This is a genomic window from Halogranum amylolyticum (assembly GCF_900110465.1).
In the GTDB taxonomy this organism is placed as follows: domain Archaea; phylum Halobacteriota; class Halobacteria; order Halobacteriales; family Haloferacaceae; genus Halogranum; species Halogranum amylolyticum.
In genome coordinates this window covers 461899-478268 of the sequence record NZ_FODV01000001.1, presented here as the reverse complement: position 1 = coordinate 478268, position 16370 = coordinate 461899, and the positions used below count along the sequence as shown (strand labels likewise).

Annotated in this window: 16 protein-coding genes; 5 read left to right on the top strand and 11 right to left on the bottom strand. The window is 64.3% G+C overall.

Annotated features, from left to right (window positions below):
* Entirely contained in the window at positions 1-1362 is a 1362-nt protein-coding gene (larC, locus tag BSG17_RS02395) for a nickel pincer cofactor biosynthesis protein LarC (RefSeq protein WP_089820858.1), read from the bottom strand.
* Between the two features lie 199 nt (positions 1363-1561).
* Between larC and BSG17_RS02390 the strand changes: the two genes are divergently transcribed.
* A complete protein-coding gene (locus BSG17_RS02390; protein ID WP_089820857.1) occupies positions 1562-3787 on the top strand; it encodes a CDC48 family AAA ATPase in 2226 nt (741 codons plus the stop codon).
* A gap of 324 nt (positions 3788-4111) precedes the next feature.
* Positions 4112-4333 carry a dodecin family protein gene (locus BSG17_RS02385; RefSeq protein ID WP_089820856.1) on the top strand — a complete coding sequence of 74 codons (222 nt, stop codon included), beginning with the start codon at positions 4112-4114 and terminating at the stop codon, positions 4331-4333.
* A gap of 185 nt (positions 4334-4518) precedes the next feature.
* Here the strand turns inward: BSG17_RS02385 and phoU are convergent, their stop codons facing one another.
* From phoU to BSG17_RS02360, 5 genes are all read right to left on the bottom strand, one after another.
* On the bottom strand, positions 4519-5199 hold the full coding sequence (phoU, locus tag BSG17_RS02380; RefSeq protein ID WP_089820855.1) for a phosphate signaling complex protein PhoU: 681 nt from the start codon (positions 5197-5199) through the stop codon (positions 4519-4521).
* 135 nt (positions 5200-5334) lie between these two features.
* Positions 5335-6195 (bottom strand): phosphate ABC transporter ATP-binding protein PstB, encoded by an 861-nt coding sequence (pstB, locus tag BSG17_RS02375; RefSeq protein ID WP_394327945.1) that lies wholly within the window; start codon positions 6193-6195, stop codon positions 5335-5337.
* Between the two features lie 18 nt (positions 6196-6213).
* The gene (pstA, locus tag BSG17_RS02370) at positions 6214-7839 is read right to left on the bottom strand and encodes a phosphate ABC transporter permease PstA (protein ID WP_089820853.1); all 1626 of its coding nucleotides are present in this window, start codon (positions 7837-7839) and stop codon (positions 6214-6216) included.
* A gap of 40 nt (positions 7840-7879) precedes the next feature.
* Positions 7880-8800: a phosphate ABC transporter permease subunit PstC gene (gene pstC, locus BSG17_RS02365; RefSeq protein ID WP_089820852.1), complete on the bottom strand. Its 921-nt coding sequence runs from the start codon at positions 8798-8800 to the stop codon at positions 7880-7882.
* 102 nt (positions 8801-8902) lie between these two features.
* The gene (locus tag BSG17_RS02360) at positions 8903-9937 is read right to left on the bottom strand and encodes a PstS family phosphate ABC transporter substrate-binding protein (protein ID WP_089820851.1); all 1035 of its coding nucleotides are present in this window, start codon (positions 9935-9937) and stop codon (positions 8903-8905) included.
* A 313-nt stretch (positions 9938-10250) separates the two neighbouring features.
* Between BSG17_RS02360 and BSG17_RS02355 the strand changes: the two genes are divergently transcribed.
* Together BSG17_RS02355 and BSG17_RS02350 are read left to right on the top strand one after the other, a co-directional pair.
* Positions 10251-11252, top strand: a complete 1002-nt coding sequence (locus BSG17_RS02355) for a phosphate signaling complex PhoU family protein (RefSeq protein WP_089820850.1) — start codon at positions 10251-10253, stop codon at positions 11250-11252.
* A 64-nt stretch (positions 11253-11316) separates the two neighbouring features.
* Complete coding sequence (locus BSG17_RS02350; RefSeq protein ID WP_089820849.1) at positions 11317-12183, top strand: ZIP family metal transporter; 867 nt, start codon at positions 11317-11319, stop codon at positions 12181-12183.
* A gap of 15 nt (positions 12184-12198) precedes the next feature.
* On the opposite strand, the gene BSG17_RS02345 is transcribed toward BSG17_RS02350, so the two are convergent.
* The 4 genes from BSG17_RS02345 to BSG17_RS02330 form a co-directional block, all read right to left on the bottom strand.
* Positions 12199-12660 carry a hypothetical protein gene (locus tag BSG17_RS02345; RefSeq protein ID WP_139246543.1) on the bottom strand — a complete coding sequence of 154 codons (462 nt, stop codon included), beginning with the start codon at positions 12658-12660 and terminating at the stop codon, positions 12199-12201.
* Between the two features lie 112 nt (positions 12661-12772).
* Entirely contained in the window at positions 12773-14083 is a 1311-nt protein-coding gene (locus BSG17_RS02340; RefSeq protein WP_089820847.1) for a phosphoribosylamine--glycine ligase, read from the bottom strand.
* A 57-nt stretch (positions 14084-14140) separates the two neighbouring features.
* On the bottom strand, positions 14141-14449 hold the full coding sequence (locus tag BSG17_RS02335; protein ID WP_139246542.1) for a DUF8060 family membrane protein: 309 nt from the start codon (positions 14447-14449) through the stop codon (positions 14141-14143).
* Positions 14446-15456 carry a DUF7490 domain-containing protein gene (locus BSG17_RS02330; RefSeq protein ID WP_089820845.1) on the bottom strand — a complete coding sequence of 337 codons (1011 nt, stop codon included), beginning with the start codon at positions 15454-15456 and terminating at the stop codon, positions 14446-14448. The genes BSG17_RS02335 and BSG17_RS02330 overlap by 4 nt, the downstream gene beginning before the upstream one ends.
* Positions 15457-15529: 73 nt before the next feature.
* Between BSG17_RS02330 and BSG17_RS02325 the strand changes: the two genes are divergently transcribed.
* Positions 15530-15931, top strand: a complete 402-nt coding sequence (locus tag BSG17_RS02325) for a universal stress protein (RefSeq protein ID WP_089820844.1) — start codon at positions 15530-15532, stop codon at positions 15929-15931.
* A gap of 11 nt (positions 15932-15942) precedes the next feature.
* Here BSG17_RS02325 and BSG17_RS02320 read toward each other — a convergent pair whose 3' ends face one another.
* Positions 15943-16269 carry a hypothetical protein gene (locus BSG17_RS02320; RefSeq protein WP_089820843.1) on the bottom strand — a complete coding sequence of 109 codons (327 nt, stop codon included), beginning with the start codon at positions 16267-16269 and terminating at the stop codon, positions 15943-15945.
* Between the last annotated feature and the right edge of the window lie 101 nt (positions 16270-16370).

The following is a 16370-nucleotide window of genomic DNA, read 5'->3' as shown; positions in this document are numbered from 1 at the left end:
CTACGACGCGGACCGAACCGTCTCCTCGGCTCGCCGCATCACCTCGCGGACCGACAGCCCCGTCTCGAGTGCGACCGCGAGGGCGTCGTCGTACTCGGCGCTGTAGTCGTAGACGTCGGCGGCGGCGTCGCTGGCGACCTTGACCGTGACGTCGTACGCGGCCCCGTCGACGTCGAGCGTCGCCGTCTCGAACGCCCGGGAGGCGATCCAGCGGTGGCCCGCGCCGTGCTCGCGGATGCCGAGCGTCCCCGTCTCCTCGGCCAGCTTACGGGCGACGCGTTCGGCGTCCTCGGGTTTGACGACGACCTTCACCAGATGACCCGGTCGGGACTTCTTCATCGTCGCCGGAATGACCGAGACGTCGCGAGCACCCGCGGCCTTCAGCGTCTCCTGCAGGCCACCGAGCACCTCCGGGGGTGCGTCGTCGAGGTTCGTCTCTAGGACGGTGATCTCGTCGCGAGTCAGTCGGCCGCTCCCGTCGCCGACGAGCGCTCGGAGGACGTTCGGATGGTTCGGGAAGGTGTAACCGCCGGCCCCGTACCCCGAACTGTCGAGCGTGAGCGGCGGGAGGTGGTCGACGCCCTCGGCGAAGTGTGCGAGGATGGCGGCGCCGGTGGGGGTGAGCAGTTCGGCCTCGACGGGACCACCCTTCAGCGACCAGTCGGCCTGCTGTGCGATCTCGACGACCGCCGGCGTCGGTACGGGGTAGACGCCGTGGTCGATGTCGACCTCACCGCCGCCCGTCGCCAGCGGCGTCGTCACGACGCGGTCGACGTCGAGGTCCGCGAGGAGGAGGCAGGTGCCGACGACGTCGGCGATGGCGTCGTCCGCGCCGACCTCGTGGAAGTGGGTGTCGTCCAAGTCAGTGCCGTGGACCGACGCCTCGGCCTCGCCGAGCCGCTCGAAGACGGCGAGCGCGTCGCGTTCGACGTCCGTCGGGAGCCCCATCTCCTCGACGAGTTCGACCACCTCGGCGTAGCTCCGGTGTGGGCCGTGACCCTCCGCGCGCTGGTGGTCGTGGCTCTCCTCGTGGCCGTGAGTCGGGTCACCGTGAGAGTGGTCGTGGCTGTGACTGTGTCCGTCTCCGTGCTCGTGACCGTGACTGTGACCCCCCTCGTGGTCGTGCTCGTCCGTGTCGACCTCGTCGTCTCCGGAGTCCGGCCGCTCCTCGGCGTCCGTCAGTAGAACGTCGACGGTCGTCGCTCGAATCCCGTTTTTCTCCGTCGTCCCGAGCTCGTAGCGGACGTCGAGCGCCTCCTCGACGGGAGCGAGGACGTCGGGGTCGGCACCGGCGGCGACGAGTGCAGCGAGGAGCATATCTCCGCTGGCACCCATCCGGCCGTCGAAGGCGAGTGTGCGCATATCGGAGAAGGCGGTCCCAGCGGCAAAAGCGTCTCCGTCTCACGCCGGTGCATCGCCGTCTCGTCTGTCGAACCCGGTAGGGATTTGTACGCCCCCACCGTATGTGCTAACAGATGACACACAATCGGCGCTCGGTGGGGGGTAGCAAAGCACTTAACCGACACGGAAGCACAGGGCAACGTATCCCCGCAAGTGAACTATGAACGAAGTCCAACTTGAAGTGGCGAAGGCGTACCCGAACGACTCGGGTCGTGGCATCGCCCGTCTTGATCCGGACACACTGCTCCATCTCAAACTCTCGCCGGGAGACATCATCGAAATCGAGGGTGCAGAGACCACCGCCGCGAAGGTGTGGCGTGCGGACCGACAAGACTGGAACACCGACACCGTCCGCATCGACGGGTTCACCCGTCAGAACGCGGACGTCGGCATCGGCGAGCGAGTGACGATTCGGAAAGCCGAGGCCAAGAAGGCCGAGAAACTCGTCCTCGCCCCGCCGGAGGAGGCCAGCGTCCAGTTCGGCAGCGACGCCGCCGGGATGGTCAAACGGCAGATCCTCAAGCGCCCGGTCGTCGAGCGCGACATCGTTCCCGTGATGTCGAGTACGAACCACCCGTTCATGCGCTCGCCCGGACAGGCGATCCCGCTCATCGCCGTCGAGACCGACCCCGAGGGCGTCGTCCTCGTCACCGAGGACACCGAGGTGGAACTCCGCGAGGAACCCATCTCCGGCTTCGAGAAGGCCAGCGGCGGCATCACCTACGAAGACATCGGTGGCCTCCAGGGCGAGATCCAGCGCGTCCGCGAGATGGTCGAACTGCCGATGAAACATCCGCAGATCTTCAAGAAGCTCGGCATCGAGCCGCCGCAGGGCGTGCTGCTGCACGGCCCGCCGGGCACCGGCAAGACGCTCCTGGCGAAAGCAGTCGCCAACGAGACGTCGGCGAGTTTCTTCTCCATCGCCGGCCCGGAGATCATCTCGAAGTACTACGGCGAGTCCGAACAGCAGTTGAGAGAGATCTTCGAGGACGCCAAAGAGGAGTCGCCGTCGATCATCTTCATCGACGAACTCGACTCCATCGCGCCCAAGCGTGAGGACGTCACCGGCGAGGTCGAACGCCGCGTCGTCGCCCAGTTGCTGACGATGATGGACGGACTGGAGACCCGCGGACAGGTCATCGTCATCGCGGCGACGAACCGCGTCGACTCCGTCGACCCAGCGCTCCGCCGTCCCGGTCGGTTCGACCGCGAGATCGAGATCGGCGTCCCCGACGAGATGGGCCGCAAGGAGATCCTACAGGTCCACACCCGCGGGATGCCGCTCTCCGACGACGTCTCGCTGGACTACCTCGCAGACGAGACCCACGGCTTCGTCGGTGCCGACATCGAGAGCCTGACGAAGGAGGCCGCGATGAAGGCGCTCCGGCGCTACCTCCCCGAGATCGACCTCGACGAGGACGACATCCCGCCGAGTCTCATCGACCGGATGATCGTCAAGAAAGACGACTTCAACGGCGCGCTCGCCGAGGTAGAACCGAGCGCGATGCGCGAGGTGCTCGTCGAACTGCCCAAGATCACCTGGGACGACGTCGGCGGACTCGAAGGACCGAAACAGAAGGTCAAAGAGAGCGTCGAGTGGCCGCTCACCGAGCGAGAGAAGTTCTCGCGGATGGGTATCGAGCCACCGGCAGGTGTGCTCCTCTACGGGCCGCCGGGAACCGGGAAGACGTTGATGGCGAAGGCCGTCGCCAACGAGACGAACGCCAACTTCATCTCGGTGCGCGGGCCGCAGTTGCTCTCGAAGTGGGTCGGCGAGTCCGAGAAGGCGATCCGGCAGACCTTCCGCAAGGCGCGGCAGGTGTCGCCGTGTATCATCTTCTTCGACGAACTCGACAGCCTCGCACCCAGTCGCGGACAGGAGATGGGCAACAACGTCTCCGAGCGCGTCGTCAACCAACTGCTGACCGAACTGGACGGCCTCGAGGAGATGGGCGACGTGATGGTCATCGGCGCGACCAACCGACCGGACATGATCGACCCGGCGCTCATCCGCTCGGGGCGGTTCGACCGCCTCGTGATGATCGGATCACCCGGCGAGGAGGGACGCGAGCAGATCCTCAAAATCCACACGACGGGGATGCCGCTCGCGCCCGACGTCAGCCTGCGTGAGATCGCCGAGATCACCGAAGGCTACGTGGGGTCCGACCTCGAGTCGATCGCCCGCGAGGCCGCCATCGAGGCGCTCCGCGAGGACGACGACGCCGAGGAGGTCGAGATGCGGCACTTCCGGAAGGCGATGGAGGCGGTCCGCCCGACCATCTCCGACGACCTGCTCAACTACTACGAGGAGATGGAAGAGCAGTTCAAGGGCGGCGGTCGCGAGCAGATCGGCGAACGTCGCGACGGCCGTATCGGGTTCCAGTAGAACCGTTTTCCCTGTCGTCCGAAAGGCGCACCGCGCCTTTCCGGGAATGTGGCTAGAATCCATAGGACTCTGGCTGCCAACCAGAACACGAGATGTTCTGGTGATGACGAGACGGCTTTGCCGTCTCGAACCACGGGCGGCATACGGCCGCCCTCGGCAAAACGCCCGTCAAAAGTACGGCTCCCTTACCTCAGACGGCTTCCGTCTTCCGTTCGGTCGCCGACCTGGTCGTTCGGTTCTGACGAATCTCACTCGCAGTACAGTGTTCTCGTCACGTCTTTTCACTCACTGAACGACTATATCCGAACGGAGCGTACTGTCTCTATGGCCGTCTCGAAACACGTCACCATCTCGGCGACGAGCACCGACTCGTGGGAAGACGCCGCGCTGAAGGCCGTCGAACGGACAGAGGCGAGCGTCGAACATATCCAAGCGGCCGAGATCGTCGAACAGACGCTCGATTTCTCCGTCGGTGCAGAGCCACGGTTCGAGACGAAAGTCTCCATCGAGTTCCACGTCGAGGAACTGAACGAAGGCGACGACTGAGGAGGAGGCCGTCTCGGAAGTGAGCGAGCACGTCGTGCCGCGAGGCGAGCAGAGCGAGCCTCGCGGCCTCTTCGTTCAGAGAAAGGCGCTTTTCGCCGTTCAGGCCTTCGCAGTTCCACCGCGAAGACCACTTTTTTGCGGGGTTCGATGTCGAAGGCGGCCGAGGACCGCGTCGAAAGAGTGAGTTAGTACAGCAGTTCGTCGTTGTTGTCGATCATGTAGAGCGTCCGTGCGGCGATGTTGACCGCGTGGTCGCCGATGCGTTCGACGTCGCGGATAGTGAGGAGCAGTCGCGACACCTCGCGCATGAGCGACTCGGTGTCGATGTCGGTGTCCTTGTCCAGCGGGTCACTCTCGAGGAGATCGCGGACGACGAGTTCGCTCGCGGCCTCGCACATCGCGTCGACTTCGTCGTCGTTACTCGCGACGTCGTAACAGAGATCGACGTCCTCGCTCCGGTAGGCGGCCATCGACTGCTCGAGCATCTCGATGGTCTCCTCACCGATCCGCTGGATGTCGACGTCGGGGAAGACGTCGTTTTCGGCGGCGATGGCGTACTGGCCGAGGTTCGTCGCCAGGTCGGCGATACGTTCGAGGTCGGTGATGATTTTGAACGACGCGGCGATAAATCGGAGGTCGCCCGCGACCGGCTGTTGGAGCGCCAAGAGGTCGATACAGTCCTGTTCGAGGTCGAGATACATCCGGTTGATCTCGCCGTCGCCCTCAATGACCTCCTCTGCGAGTCGGTTGTCCTTCTGTTCCAGGGCGTCGAACCCCTTTCGGAGTCGTTCGCCGACGACTTCGCTCATGTAGAGGACGTCCTCGCGGAGGTCCTCGAGTCGCTGTTGATATTCTACGCGTGCCATAGTGAGCAGTTGACTGTCCGAACTGTTAAATATGCTGTGTCACCCGACGAGACCGCCCGACGACGGCAGAACGGCCGTCGTCGAGGGACGAGACGAGTGACCGGCGATGCAGCCGTGCTACCGAGTTCGACGCGGTTACCCGAACTTACCGGTGATGTAGTCTTCGACCCGCTGACTCTCGGGGTTCTCGAAGATCTTCTGGGTGTCGTCGAACTCGACGAGCTCCCCGCCGGTGAGGAAGACGGCCGTCTTGTCGGAGATGCGGGCCGCCTGCTGCATGTTGTGCGTGACGATGACGACCGTGTAGTCCTCGGCGAGGTCAGCGATGAGGTCTTCGACCTGCGAGGTGGCGACCGGGTCGAGCGCCGACGCCGGTTCGTCCATCAGGATGACGTCGGGGTCGACGGCGATGGCGCGGGCGATACAGAGCCGCTGCTGTTGGCCGCCCGAGAGGTCGAGACCGGACTCGTCGAGGCGGTCTTTCACCTCGTCCCACAGCGCCGCGGACTTGAGGGCCTGTTCGACCTTCTCGTCCATGTTGTCGGTCTTGCCCTGGATCTTCAGCCCGTAGGCGACGTTCTCGTAGATGCTCTTCGGGAACGGGTTCGGCGACTGGAACACCATCCCGATGCGGCGGCGGAGCGCGACGGGGTCGACGTCGTCGTCGTAGACGTTCTTCCCCTCGAAGCGCAACTCGCCTTCGACCCGACAGGAGGAGATGAGATCGTTCATCCGGTTGATACACCGGAGGAACGTCGACTTCCCACAGCCCGACGGACCGATCATTGCGGTCACCTGCCGTTTCGGGATCTCGATGTCGATGTTCTGTAGCGCCTGCGTCTCGCCGTAGAAGACGTTGAGGTCCCGCGAGGAGACCACAGTCTCGTTTCGTTCGGAGCTGTTCAGCTCGCTGTCGACTACTTCCGACCCGGGTCGGGGCGACGTCTGCGATTCGACGGTACTGTCGCTCTCGGTGTTCGGTTCGGAAGCAGTCATGTTCTTGTTGCTCATTGTTTACGACCTCCGCTCATATTTGTTCCGGATGAGTATCGCTGCGGCGTTCATCGACAGCATCACGGTGACGAGCGCGACGACGCCTGCGGCCATCACGCCGTACTGGAACTCCTGGGACGGCTGTCCGACCCAGGTGTAGATCTGTCGTGGCATCGCGCTGAAGATGTCGAAAAAGCCGTCCGGCGCGCGGAACACCGACGCCGCGGCCCCGATCATCAGCAGCGGAGCCGTCTCGCCGATAGCGCGGCCGAACGCGAGAATACTTCCGGTGAGGATCCCCGGGATCGCCTCGGGGAGGACGACTCGCCGAACCGTCTGCCAGCGGGTCGCACCCATTCCGTAGGACGCCTCTCGGAGCGATTCCGGTACTGCCCGGATCGCCTCCTGTGCCGAGATGATGATGATCGGCAAGATGAGCAGTCCGACGGTCATCCCGCCGACGATGACGATACCGCTGGCGAAGTTGAGCCAGTTGACGAACAGCGCCAGTCCCAACAGCCCGTAGACGACCGACGGGACGCCGGCGAGGTTCGCGATGTTGATCTCGATGAACTTCACGACGACTCCGAGCGGACCGTCGCTCGGGGCGTACTCTTCGAGATACAGCGCCGCACCGACGCCGATGGGGAACGACGAGACGGCAACGACGACCATCATCAGAATCGACCCGATGAGTGCCGGGTAGATGCCGGCTTCTTCGGGGAACCGTGAGTTCGCGTTCGTGAGGAACTGGAAGTCGAGCCACGCTTCGGGCCCGGCGAAGCCGAGCAGATTCACCAGTGCAGCGCCGAGGAGCGTCCCGGCGACGACGACGAGCGGGAACAGCAAGCCGACGGGCCGACCGTCTCTGCGACGGACGACGCCTTCGGCGTACAGCGCCGTGGGAACGCCAGCGAACGTAAAGAGGATGACCCACACGGGCGGCGTGATGCCGGTCGAGGGGTCGATGAACACGCCGGCGGTCACCGTCACGAACAGCGCTGCGAAGGCGAGGAGGCCGGAGCGCTGGTCGCGACGACGGCGGGCGACGACGAGGCCGCCGACGGCCGCCCCGCCGAGACCGAACGTGAGCAAGTAGATGATCCACGCCTGAGGGAGACTCGGGAACGTGGAGACGAACTCGAACGTCAGCGGCGCGAGTCCGAGGAGGGTGATCGCGCCGACGAGGAGTTCCTCGAGGAACGACGCTCTCGACCGGAACCGCCTGTGACCGGCGAGAACACCTCCCGCCACGACGGCGGCGATGACGAACGCGAACCACTCGAAGATGCTGAGTACGTCGATGAACAGCAGCAGGACGCCACTGCCGAGCAGTAGCCCGAACAGCGGAATCCCGAGGGCGGTCGTCCCGACGGTCGCCCCACCGTCGGTTCGCTGCCGGAGATAGCCGAGGAACGCCGTCGACGGGAGAACGAGCGTCAGGAAGAAGACGAGGAACCAGCCGGGGTTCGCGGTGAACGGCCGGATCGCGTCTTTCGTCACGTAGGCGAGCAACCCGGCGACCATCACGATGCCGAACAGCGTCGCCGCGAGACAGACCGCCGCGAACACCTTGCCCGGGAGTCGGTTGATCTGTTCGGTGTCTCCGAACCACTCGCCGGTCTGCTCGTCGTGTCCCGTCGCCATCAGACCGTCACCTCCGCGGACTCGGCGTCACTGTGACGACTCATTTGTACTCCTCCCGGTACCGCGATGCGACGAACGAACTGGTGAGATTCATGGCGAACGTGATCGTGAACAGTGTGATTCCGATCGCGAACATCGCCTTGTAGGCGGTCGACCCGCCGGCGATGTCCGTCGTGACGAGCTGGACCATCGCGGCCGTCATCACTTCGAGCGACTCGAACGGACTCGGGACGAGTCTCGGACGCATCCCGGCGGCGACGACGACGATCATCGTCTCGCCGATAGCCCGCGAGAGCGCGAGGATGAACGAGGAGAAGATGCCGGAGGCCGCCGCCGGGATGACGACGCCGGTCGACACCTCGAGCTTCGTCGCCCCCATCCCGTAGCTCGCCTGTCGCAGCGAGTCGGGGACGGCGCTCATCGCGTCCTCGCTCAGGCTCGACACCATCGGGATGATCATGATCCCCACCATGATCGACGCACTGAGGGCGTTGAACGTGCTCAGCGGGACACCGAGCCACTCGAGTGCGGGCGTGAGATAGACGAGCGCGAAGTAGCCGTAGACGACCGTCGGAATACCGGCCAAAATCTCGAGTGACGGTTTGAGTATCGAGCGTGTCCGTTCACTCGCGTACTCGCTCAGGTACGTCGCCGACGCGACGCCGACGGGGATGGCGATGAGCGCCGAGAGTGCGGTCACGAACAGCGTTCCGGAGACCAGCGGAAGCACGCCGAACTCCTGGTCGATCGACGGACTCCACGTCGTTCCGAGGAAGAACTCCAGCGGCGGAACGCTGAGGAAGAAGTCGACGGCGTCGACCAACAGCGTCGCGACGATCGCCGTGGTGACCGCTATCGAGAGTGCGGCACAACCGAACAGTAGCCACTTGATCCCCTGCTCGCGCGCAGAACGGACGCCCGAACGGCCGACGAAGTCGGGCGGGTTACTTTCCTGGCTCATCTTGTGGTGACTGAGTTGTGTGCCTTCAAAAGCAGCATGGTTCGTGTCGTTCGGTCGTGTGTCGGTGTCGTTGGATGATCTCTAAGACGGGCGCAGACGGCCTCAGTTGCCGCTGTACTGCTTCAGTTTGTTCAGGTTCTCGTCGCGGAGTTTGGTGCTGGACGGGACGTACCCGATACTGCTCACGATGTCCGTCTCGGCCTGGTTGAGGTAGTACTCCATGAACGCGTAGACCTGCTGTTTCTCCTCCAGCGAGGACTGCGCCGCGTAGACGAACAGCGGTCGCGTCATCGGGTAGTCGCCGCTCTTGGCGTTCTCGATGGTCGGCTCGACACAGTTGCCGTCGGCGTTCTCCTTTATTTTGACCGCTTTGACGCTGTCGCTGTTCTCCTGGTAGTAGGCGAAGCCGAAGAAGCCCATCGCGTACTGCGAGCCCTCGATACCCTGGATGATGCGGTTGTCGTTCTCGGTCGGTTCGTAGTCACTGCGAAGCGAGCCGTCCTCGCCGATGACGTTCTCGATGAACCAGTCGAACGTCCCCGAGGAGGACGCCGGCCCGTAGAGTTCGAACTCCTTGTCCGGCCACTCGGAGTTGATGTCGCTCCACATCTGTGCGCCGTCGGGCTTCCAGATCTGGGCGAGCTGGTCGAAGCTCAGACAGTCGACCCAGTCGGCCTCGTTGTTGACTGCGACGGTGAGCGCGTCGCTGGCGACCTGAAACTCGATGGGCTTGACGTCGTTGTCCGAACAGAGCTGTTTCTCGCTGTCCTGAATCGGGCGCGACGCGCCGTTGATGTCGGCGTTTCCGGGACAGAAGTGGTTCTGGAACCCGCCACCGGTGCCGGTCGAGTCGACCGAGACGTTCACCTCGTGTTCCTTCATGAACTCCTCGGCGATCGCCGAGGAGACCGGGTAGACCGTACTGCTTCCCTTGACGACGACCTGGCCGGAGAGGTTGCCGGAGCTTCCGCCGGCACTGCCGTTTCCGGAACTGCCGTTTCCGGAACCACCGTCTCCGGAACTCGCGCCGGGGTTGCTCGTACAGCCCGCGATTCCCATCACGCCTGCCGTCCCTGCACCGGCGAGGAACTTCCGCCGTGATACGCCGTCTTTCGCGTCCGACGTCTGTCGCGTCATCGATTGTTCGTGGCCGACTGAGACATAAGTACCCTGCTATGACAACTATATAGTGGTAGGTATGTGTACGGCTCACGGGTGGATCGACCTCGGTCCGGCTGGTCTCCGGACGGGCGTGTCAGAGATTAAATGCGTATGACGAATCTGTAGGCCCTCTATCGGACGTATGAGAGATCGTTTCACGAATACAGATACTCGACAGAACGGGAGCAACCGCGCCGAGAGACGTACCGCTCGGTCGTCTGACGAGTTCGAGGCGCGATGATATATAGAGATGAGCAGTTTTATTGTGTGCTCCGCACCAACGACTCACATGGTCGAGACACGGAAGGTGCAGGTCACCGGGGGATCGACGTACACGGTGTCGATTCCGAAGGACTGGGCGACCGAGAACGGCGTCAGCGCGGGCAGCCAGGTGGAGTTCTACCCGGAGGGTGACTCGCTCTTTTTGACGCCTCGAAGCGAGGAGGAACGGACCGAGGGGACGCTCGACATCACGAGCCTCGACGGTGACGAACTCATGCGTGCGGTGATGACGATGTACGTCAGCGGCTTCGACATCATCGCCCTCGAGAACTCCCGGATCTCGAACGACCAGCGTCGGACGATCCGCAAGGCGACACAGGGGCTCGTCGGCCTGGAGGTGCTCGAGGAGACTCGCGACCGGGTCGTCATCCGCGACCTGCTCGACTCCTCGGAGCTCTCGATCCACAACGCCGTCACCCGGATGCGTCTCATCGCGCTCTCGATGCTCGAAGACGCCGTGGCGGCGCTCGAAGAGAACGACGATGACATGGCTCGAGACGTGATCCAGCGCGACGACGACGTCGACCGCCTCTGGATGGTCGTCTCGCGTATCTTCCGCACGACCCTCAGAACGCCGAAGGCCGCCGAGGAGCTCGGACTCCCTCGCGAGATCTGTTTCGACTACCACTCCAGCGCCCGGCAACTAGAGCGCATCGGCGACCACGCGACGAAGATCGCCCATCTCACGCTAACGCTCGAAGAACCCATCCCCGACGACGTGCTGCAGGCGCTCGGCGAACTCCACGACGACGCGGCGGACGTCATCGACGGCGGGATGGACGCGCTGTTCACCGACGACAGCGTCGAGGCGACTCGTCTCGCCAACGACGCCCGCGAAGCCGTCCAGGAGATCGACGAACACGCCCGCGCGATCGACGAACTCCTCCGTGAGCTCGACCCCGCCCGCGCACAGATGCTCGGACTCATCGTCGACTCCATCTCCCGGAGCGCCGACTACGGCGGCAACATCGCCGAGACGGCGCTCCAGAAGGCCGCACCCACCCCGTAGACCTCCTCGACGAGTCTGTGACCGCATCGACAACCCTATTAAGCGTAATCATCGAGTTAATAATATGGCACTCACCGACATCGCCGGTAGCTCTCGGAACCTCCGCGAGGTCTCGACGGTCGGTGTTGCGAGCGTGGCCGTCCTGCTCGTCCTCTCTGCGTTCGCCGTGCAGGCCGGTCTCTGGAAGCTCCTCGGGATCTCGTGGGTCGCGTTCGTGGCGATGGCCGGTGCGGGCGTCGTCGCGACGTACACTCGGCAGGACCACGCCGAGTCACTCGTCTGGGGGTACGGTCTCGCCAGCGGCGCGATGATCACGAGCGCGGCGGTCTTCCTCGTCCCGCAGGCGATCGGTGTCTCGGGCGGGATGCCGCAGTACGGCGGGTTCGGCATCGCACTCGGCCTGCTCGTCGGCTTCGGCTCGCACACCGTCGGCCACCGACTCGCGCACATGGATCTCCCGCTCGACCGGACCGTCGCTGAACTCAGCGCCCACTCGTTCTCGGCGGGCGCGATCATCGGTATCATCTACGGCAACATGCCGGAGCTCGGCCCGCTGCTCGGGCTCGCCATCGTCTCTCACAAGGGACCGGCGGGCTATGCGGCCGCGGACAGACTCACTCGCAACGACCACGGGTGGACCGCGCTGCTCCTGCCGGCGGCCGGCGTCGGCATCACCGCGCTCCTCTCGAGCTTCGTCGCCGTCCCGGCGTCCGGTGCGGTCCGGGGCGTCGTCTTCGGCTTCGCCGCCGGCGTGTTCCTCCACGTGGCGATGGATTTCCTCCCACGGTGTGAGATCGGCAGTGAGATCCACGACGTGTTGAAACTCGAAGGAGACGCACACCAACTCCTCGACCAACTCCGACTACACGCCGTCGCGAGCACCACCATCGGCGGTCTCGTCGTCTTCGTCGCGTGGTCGATACTCGCCTGAACCGTCCGTTCTGCGTCAGTTCTCGGCGTTCGATCCGTCTCGACAGCCTTCCAGCCAGAAGTCGTAGCGTTCGACACAGTCCGCCTCGTAGGGGCCGAACTCGAAGCGACCGCCGCCGTCGGCGAGCTGTCTCGAGACGGACTCCGTCCCCTCGCAGGAGACGATCTCCCCGCTCAGCGTCGGCGGATCGGAGACGTTGAGGTCGACCTCGACGACCAGTGACTCCCGTCCCGAGTCGTCGTTCTGGGGGTCGAGGTAGCTGTCGATGGTGACGGCCATACAGTGGGTGGGTCGCGCGGTCTGGACCGTCGCGCTCGCCGTCCCGTCCGCGTCGCCGGCGGCGTTCGAGGCGTTTCCGGTCGACTCCTCGTCTCCGGCGAGGCTGGAGACACTGAGGTCGGAGAGACAGCCGGTGAGAGAGGCAGTCATCGCGCCACAGGTGGCCAACAGTGCCCGACGGGTGGGTTGGGAGGGCATCATCTTCTATCACTCACGCAACTGATTTGTGTCTTTCGGTCAACAGGATTCGGTCGCTATCGAAACGAAATCGTCTCGAGACGACTGTCTGCCCATCCGGTTTCTCCCCGAACTACTGTTGTGGACCGAGATACCCCCACGCCAGCAGTCGGTCGCCGTCGCCGTCGATCCACCGTTCGCCGACGTCGTCCCGGTAGTACATGTTCGGTATCACGATGTCGTTGATGCGGCCATACGCCTGCTCGCGTGCAGCCTGCATCGTCTCTCCCTTCCCCGTGACGACGAGCGGCATCCCGTTGTCGCCCGCGACACGCCATTGCCCGTCAATTTTCTTTGCGTCTTCGAGGTGGATTCCCTCACGGCTCTCGGTCTCGAAGACGACCGCGGCGTTTCGGGAGTTTTCATCGTACGTTTTCTCGTCGTCGAACGGGAACGGTGGCAGAACGACACGAACAGCGATCTGGAACCCGTTGTGAACCTCTACATCGGGTTCATTGCCGTGTGCGAGCTCGTAGAAGAACGCCCCTGTTGAGGACTCAATCGATTCCTCTTGGAGAGCAATCGTGGGGTAGCCGAACCGCGGGGTGAACTCTAAGGGGTAGATTCCATTCTCATTGACGATGCAGTTGATGTCGATGCTTCCGACATACCCCTCGTTGGCGAGCCAATCCTCGATCTTACCAAGCGTCTCTTTGAACAGTTTGTTCTGTCCTGCCCAGAACATCGAGGTTCCCATCTCGCCGGTCGAGGGGCCGATGTTTCCCGGGAATAATTTCTTATGTTCAAAATTAAAATTTACTTGGTCGATGAACTCGTTCCCGTTGAAGAACCCGCAGATAGCGATCTCGACGCCTTCGACTTTCCGCTGCAGCTGGAACCCCTTCATCCGGTGTCCCCACGCTTTTTTGTAGGCGCGAAGGACCTCGACGACGTCACTGCCGTCGTCCTCGTTGCCCACATAGAGCAGTCGCTTGACGTTCTGGACCTCTCCGAGCGGTTTGATCACGTACGGCGCGGGATTCTCTTGGACGTGCTGGATGCCGGCGTCGAAGTCCTCGAAGACGTGGTGCTCGATCGTGTTGACACCGTGCTCTTCGAGGATCTCCATCGCGTAGCCGCGGTCCTCTTCGAGCCGATCGGTGTTCGGGGTGCCACCGACGACGGCCTTTCCTCGCTCGCGGAGTTCCCGTGCGAGCGCGCCGGTGCCGACGTCCGACCCGACCCAGACGTCGTCGAAGACGACGACGTCGGCCCACTCGACCTCCGCCTCCCAGTCGTCGGTCTTGGGGACGAACCCGTCGCCGATCTCTCGGTCGCTCTCGGCCTCGATGTAGTACTTCACGTCGTGTCCCTCCCTGTGGACCTGCCACGCGAGGTCGGTGATCAGGGCGGCGTCGGCGGAGACGAACAGGAAGCGTACCATACCCCATGGCCGACGACGAGGCCGATAAACGCTCGGGTGCGAGCGCTCTCTGAGAGCCTACGATCCGTACAGCCGTCGCAGCTGCAGCGAGATACCCGCGCTGACGACGAGCAGGACGACGAGGTTGAACACGGCCTGGAACAGCGAGCGGTACTCGCGCGTCACCCAGATGTCGATCGCTCGCGACGTGCTGAGGTAGAACTGCAGCGCCGCGACGAGCGCGAGCAGACAGAGCCCCGCGAGGATCGCGTAGTTGACGTACGTCCGCACGTCTCGCGACGACTCGCTGGGGGCCGACTCGACGACGTCGCCACCGTCGGTGGAACCGAGACGGTCGTCGTCGCCGGGAGCGGACGCCGAACTCATCGCGACCACCGCCGAGCGAGAAGCGCACTCGCGGCCAGCGCGGCCACCGCCACACCGACGCCGAAACCGGGCGACTCGGTCTCGGTCGTCGTGCGCGGGCCACCGCCGTCGTCGCCCCCGGCCCCCGAGTCGGTCTCGAAGTCCTCGACGCGGAACTCGACGTCCTCGACGGACTCGTTGACCCGGATGCGTCGCTGGGGGTCGAGGTTGGCCACGCTCTGTGCGGTGTCGACCATCACGCCGTCTTTCCACAGCACCGCGTCGACGTAGTAGTTGTAGTTCGAGGGGACCGTCACCGTCGTCTCGGCGGTGGCGGTCCGGCCCGGGCGGACGGTTCCGACGTCGACGGTCTGGCGGCCAGCGACGAGATTCGAGTCGGCCTGTCGCAACACGAGCGTCACCTGCAGGTCCTCGGAGGGGCCGTCGCCGCGGTTCGTCAGCGACGCGCCGAGCGACAGCGTCGTCCGATTGTCCGCCGTGTCGGCCACCGACACGGCGACTGGCGGCAACACGTCCGAGTCGGTGAACCCGACGCTCGTCCGGGCGTACGCGGGAGTGAGCGCTCCGAGGCCACGGACGGTCGTCGTCCCCGAGTCGACGCGCTCGGTGTCGCGGAAGACGACCGTCTCGATCCGGTAGTCGCCTTCGCGTCGGACCGTCAGGTTCGTCCGGACGACGCGCTCGCCGTCCCGAGTGAGGTTGCCGACGTCGACGATCCGCGTCGTCTCGACGAGACCGGACTCGGCGTCGACGGCGCGGAATCGAACCGTTACGTTGTTTGCGAGGTTCCCCCGGTGGTGGAGTCGCGTCTCGACGTCGAGCGTCGCGGTCTGCCCGGTCACGTTGCTCGGTGCGAGCGCCAGGTCGTCCGCGAGGGTGACGCGGCCCGGCGGGAGCGGCCCGCGGTCGGTCGGATCGGCGAGCACGCCGGGGACGACGGCGGCGGCGAGGAGAGTGACCGCGACCACGACGGCCGCGCCGGCCGTCAGTGTCGTCTCGCGGTTCATGTCATATACGAGAGTTGTCTTCGGCAAATACTTTGTGGAGCGTTTTATATGTGCTCGCCGCACGGTGTGTGGTATGACAACGTTCGTACTCGCGACGAACTCCGTCCACACCAGCGCGCTGCTCTGTGACTACCTCGACGACCGACTGCAGGAAGGCGACGTCGTCCACGCCGTCAACTCCCTGCGCGGCGGTGACGCGACGTCTTCGGCGGACGTCCGCGACGGCGAGGACGCGCTCAACGCCGTCGGCGCCCGATTAGGAGCGACTGCGGATGTCGAGACCCACCAGTTCGTCCGCGAGAACAGCCCCGCCGAGGACATCGTCGGCTACGCGGAGCAGATCGACGCCGACGAGATCGTCCTCGGGGTCAGAAAGCGGAACCCGACGTCGAAGGTCGTCTTCGGAAGCGTCGCACAAGACATCCTCCTGAACGCGAATCGACCGATGGTGGTGGTCCCCCGAGAGGAGGTGTAGCGTCGGCGCCGTCAGGCGAGCGCGTCGGTGTACTGGACGCGCCGACCGTTCGAGTCGACGAGGATGACGTAGAACACTGTCTCTCGTCGTCGGTCGGCGACGTCTCGGAGCGCCGTATGTCGGTCCTGGTCGGCCGATGTATCGGTCTCGACCTCGATGACGCGTCGGGTGCTGCGCTTCGTGGCGACGATGTCGGGGACGTAGCCGTCGATCCGGTCGGGGTCGTCCCATCCCGGGACGGCGGCGGTGACTGTCCATCCAGCACGTTCCAGTTCCTCCGCCTCCCGGGCGACGCCGGTGTCGTGTGCCGTCTCGCGTTCGTCGGAGCGACTGGTCATATCTCGTTCTGCAGCGACACGAGTATAAATCCCATAGAACAGTCACTGACATATCAAATACAACTGACTTGACGGGTGTAGTGAACGTCTCCCGTAGCTAT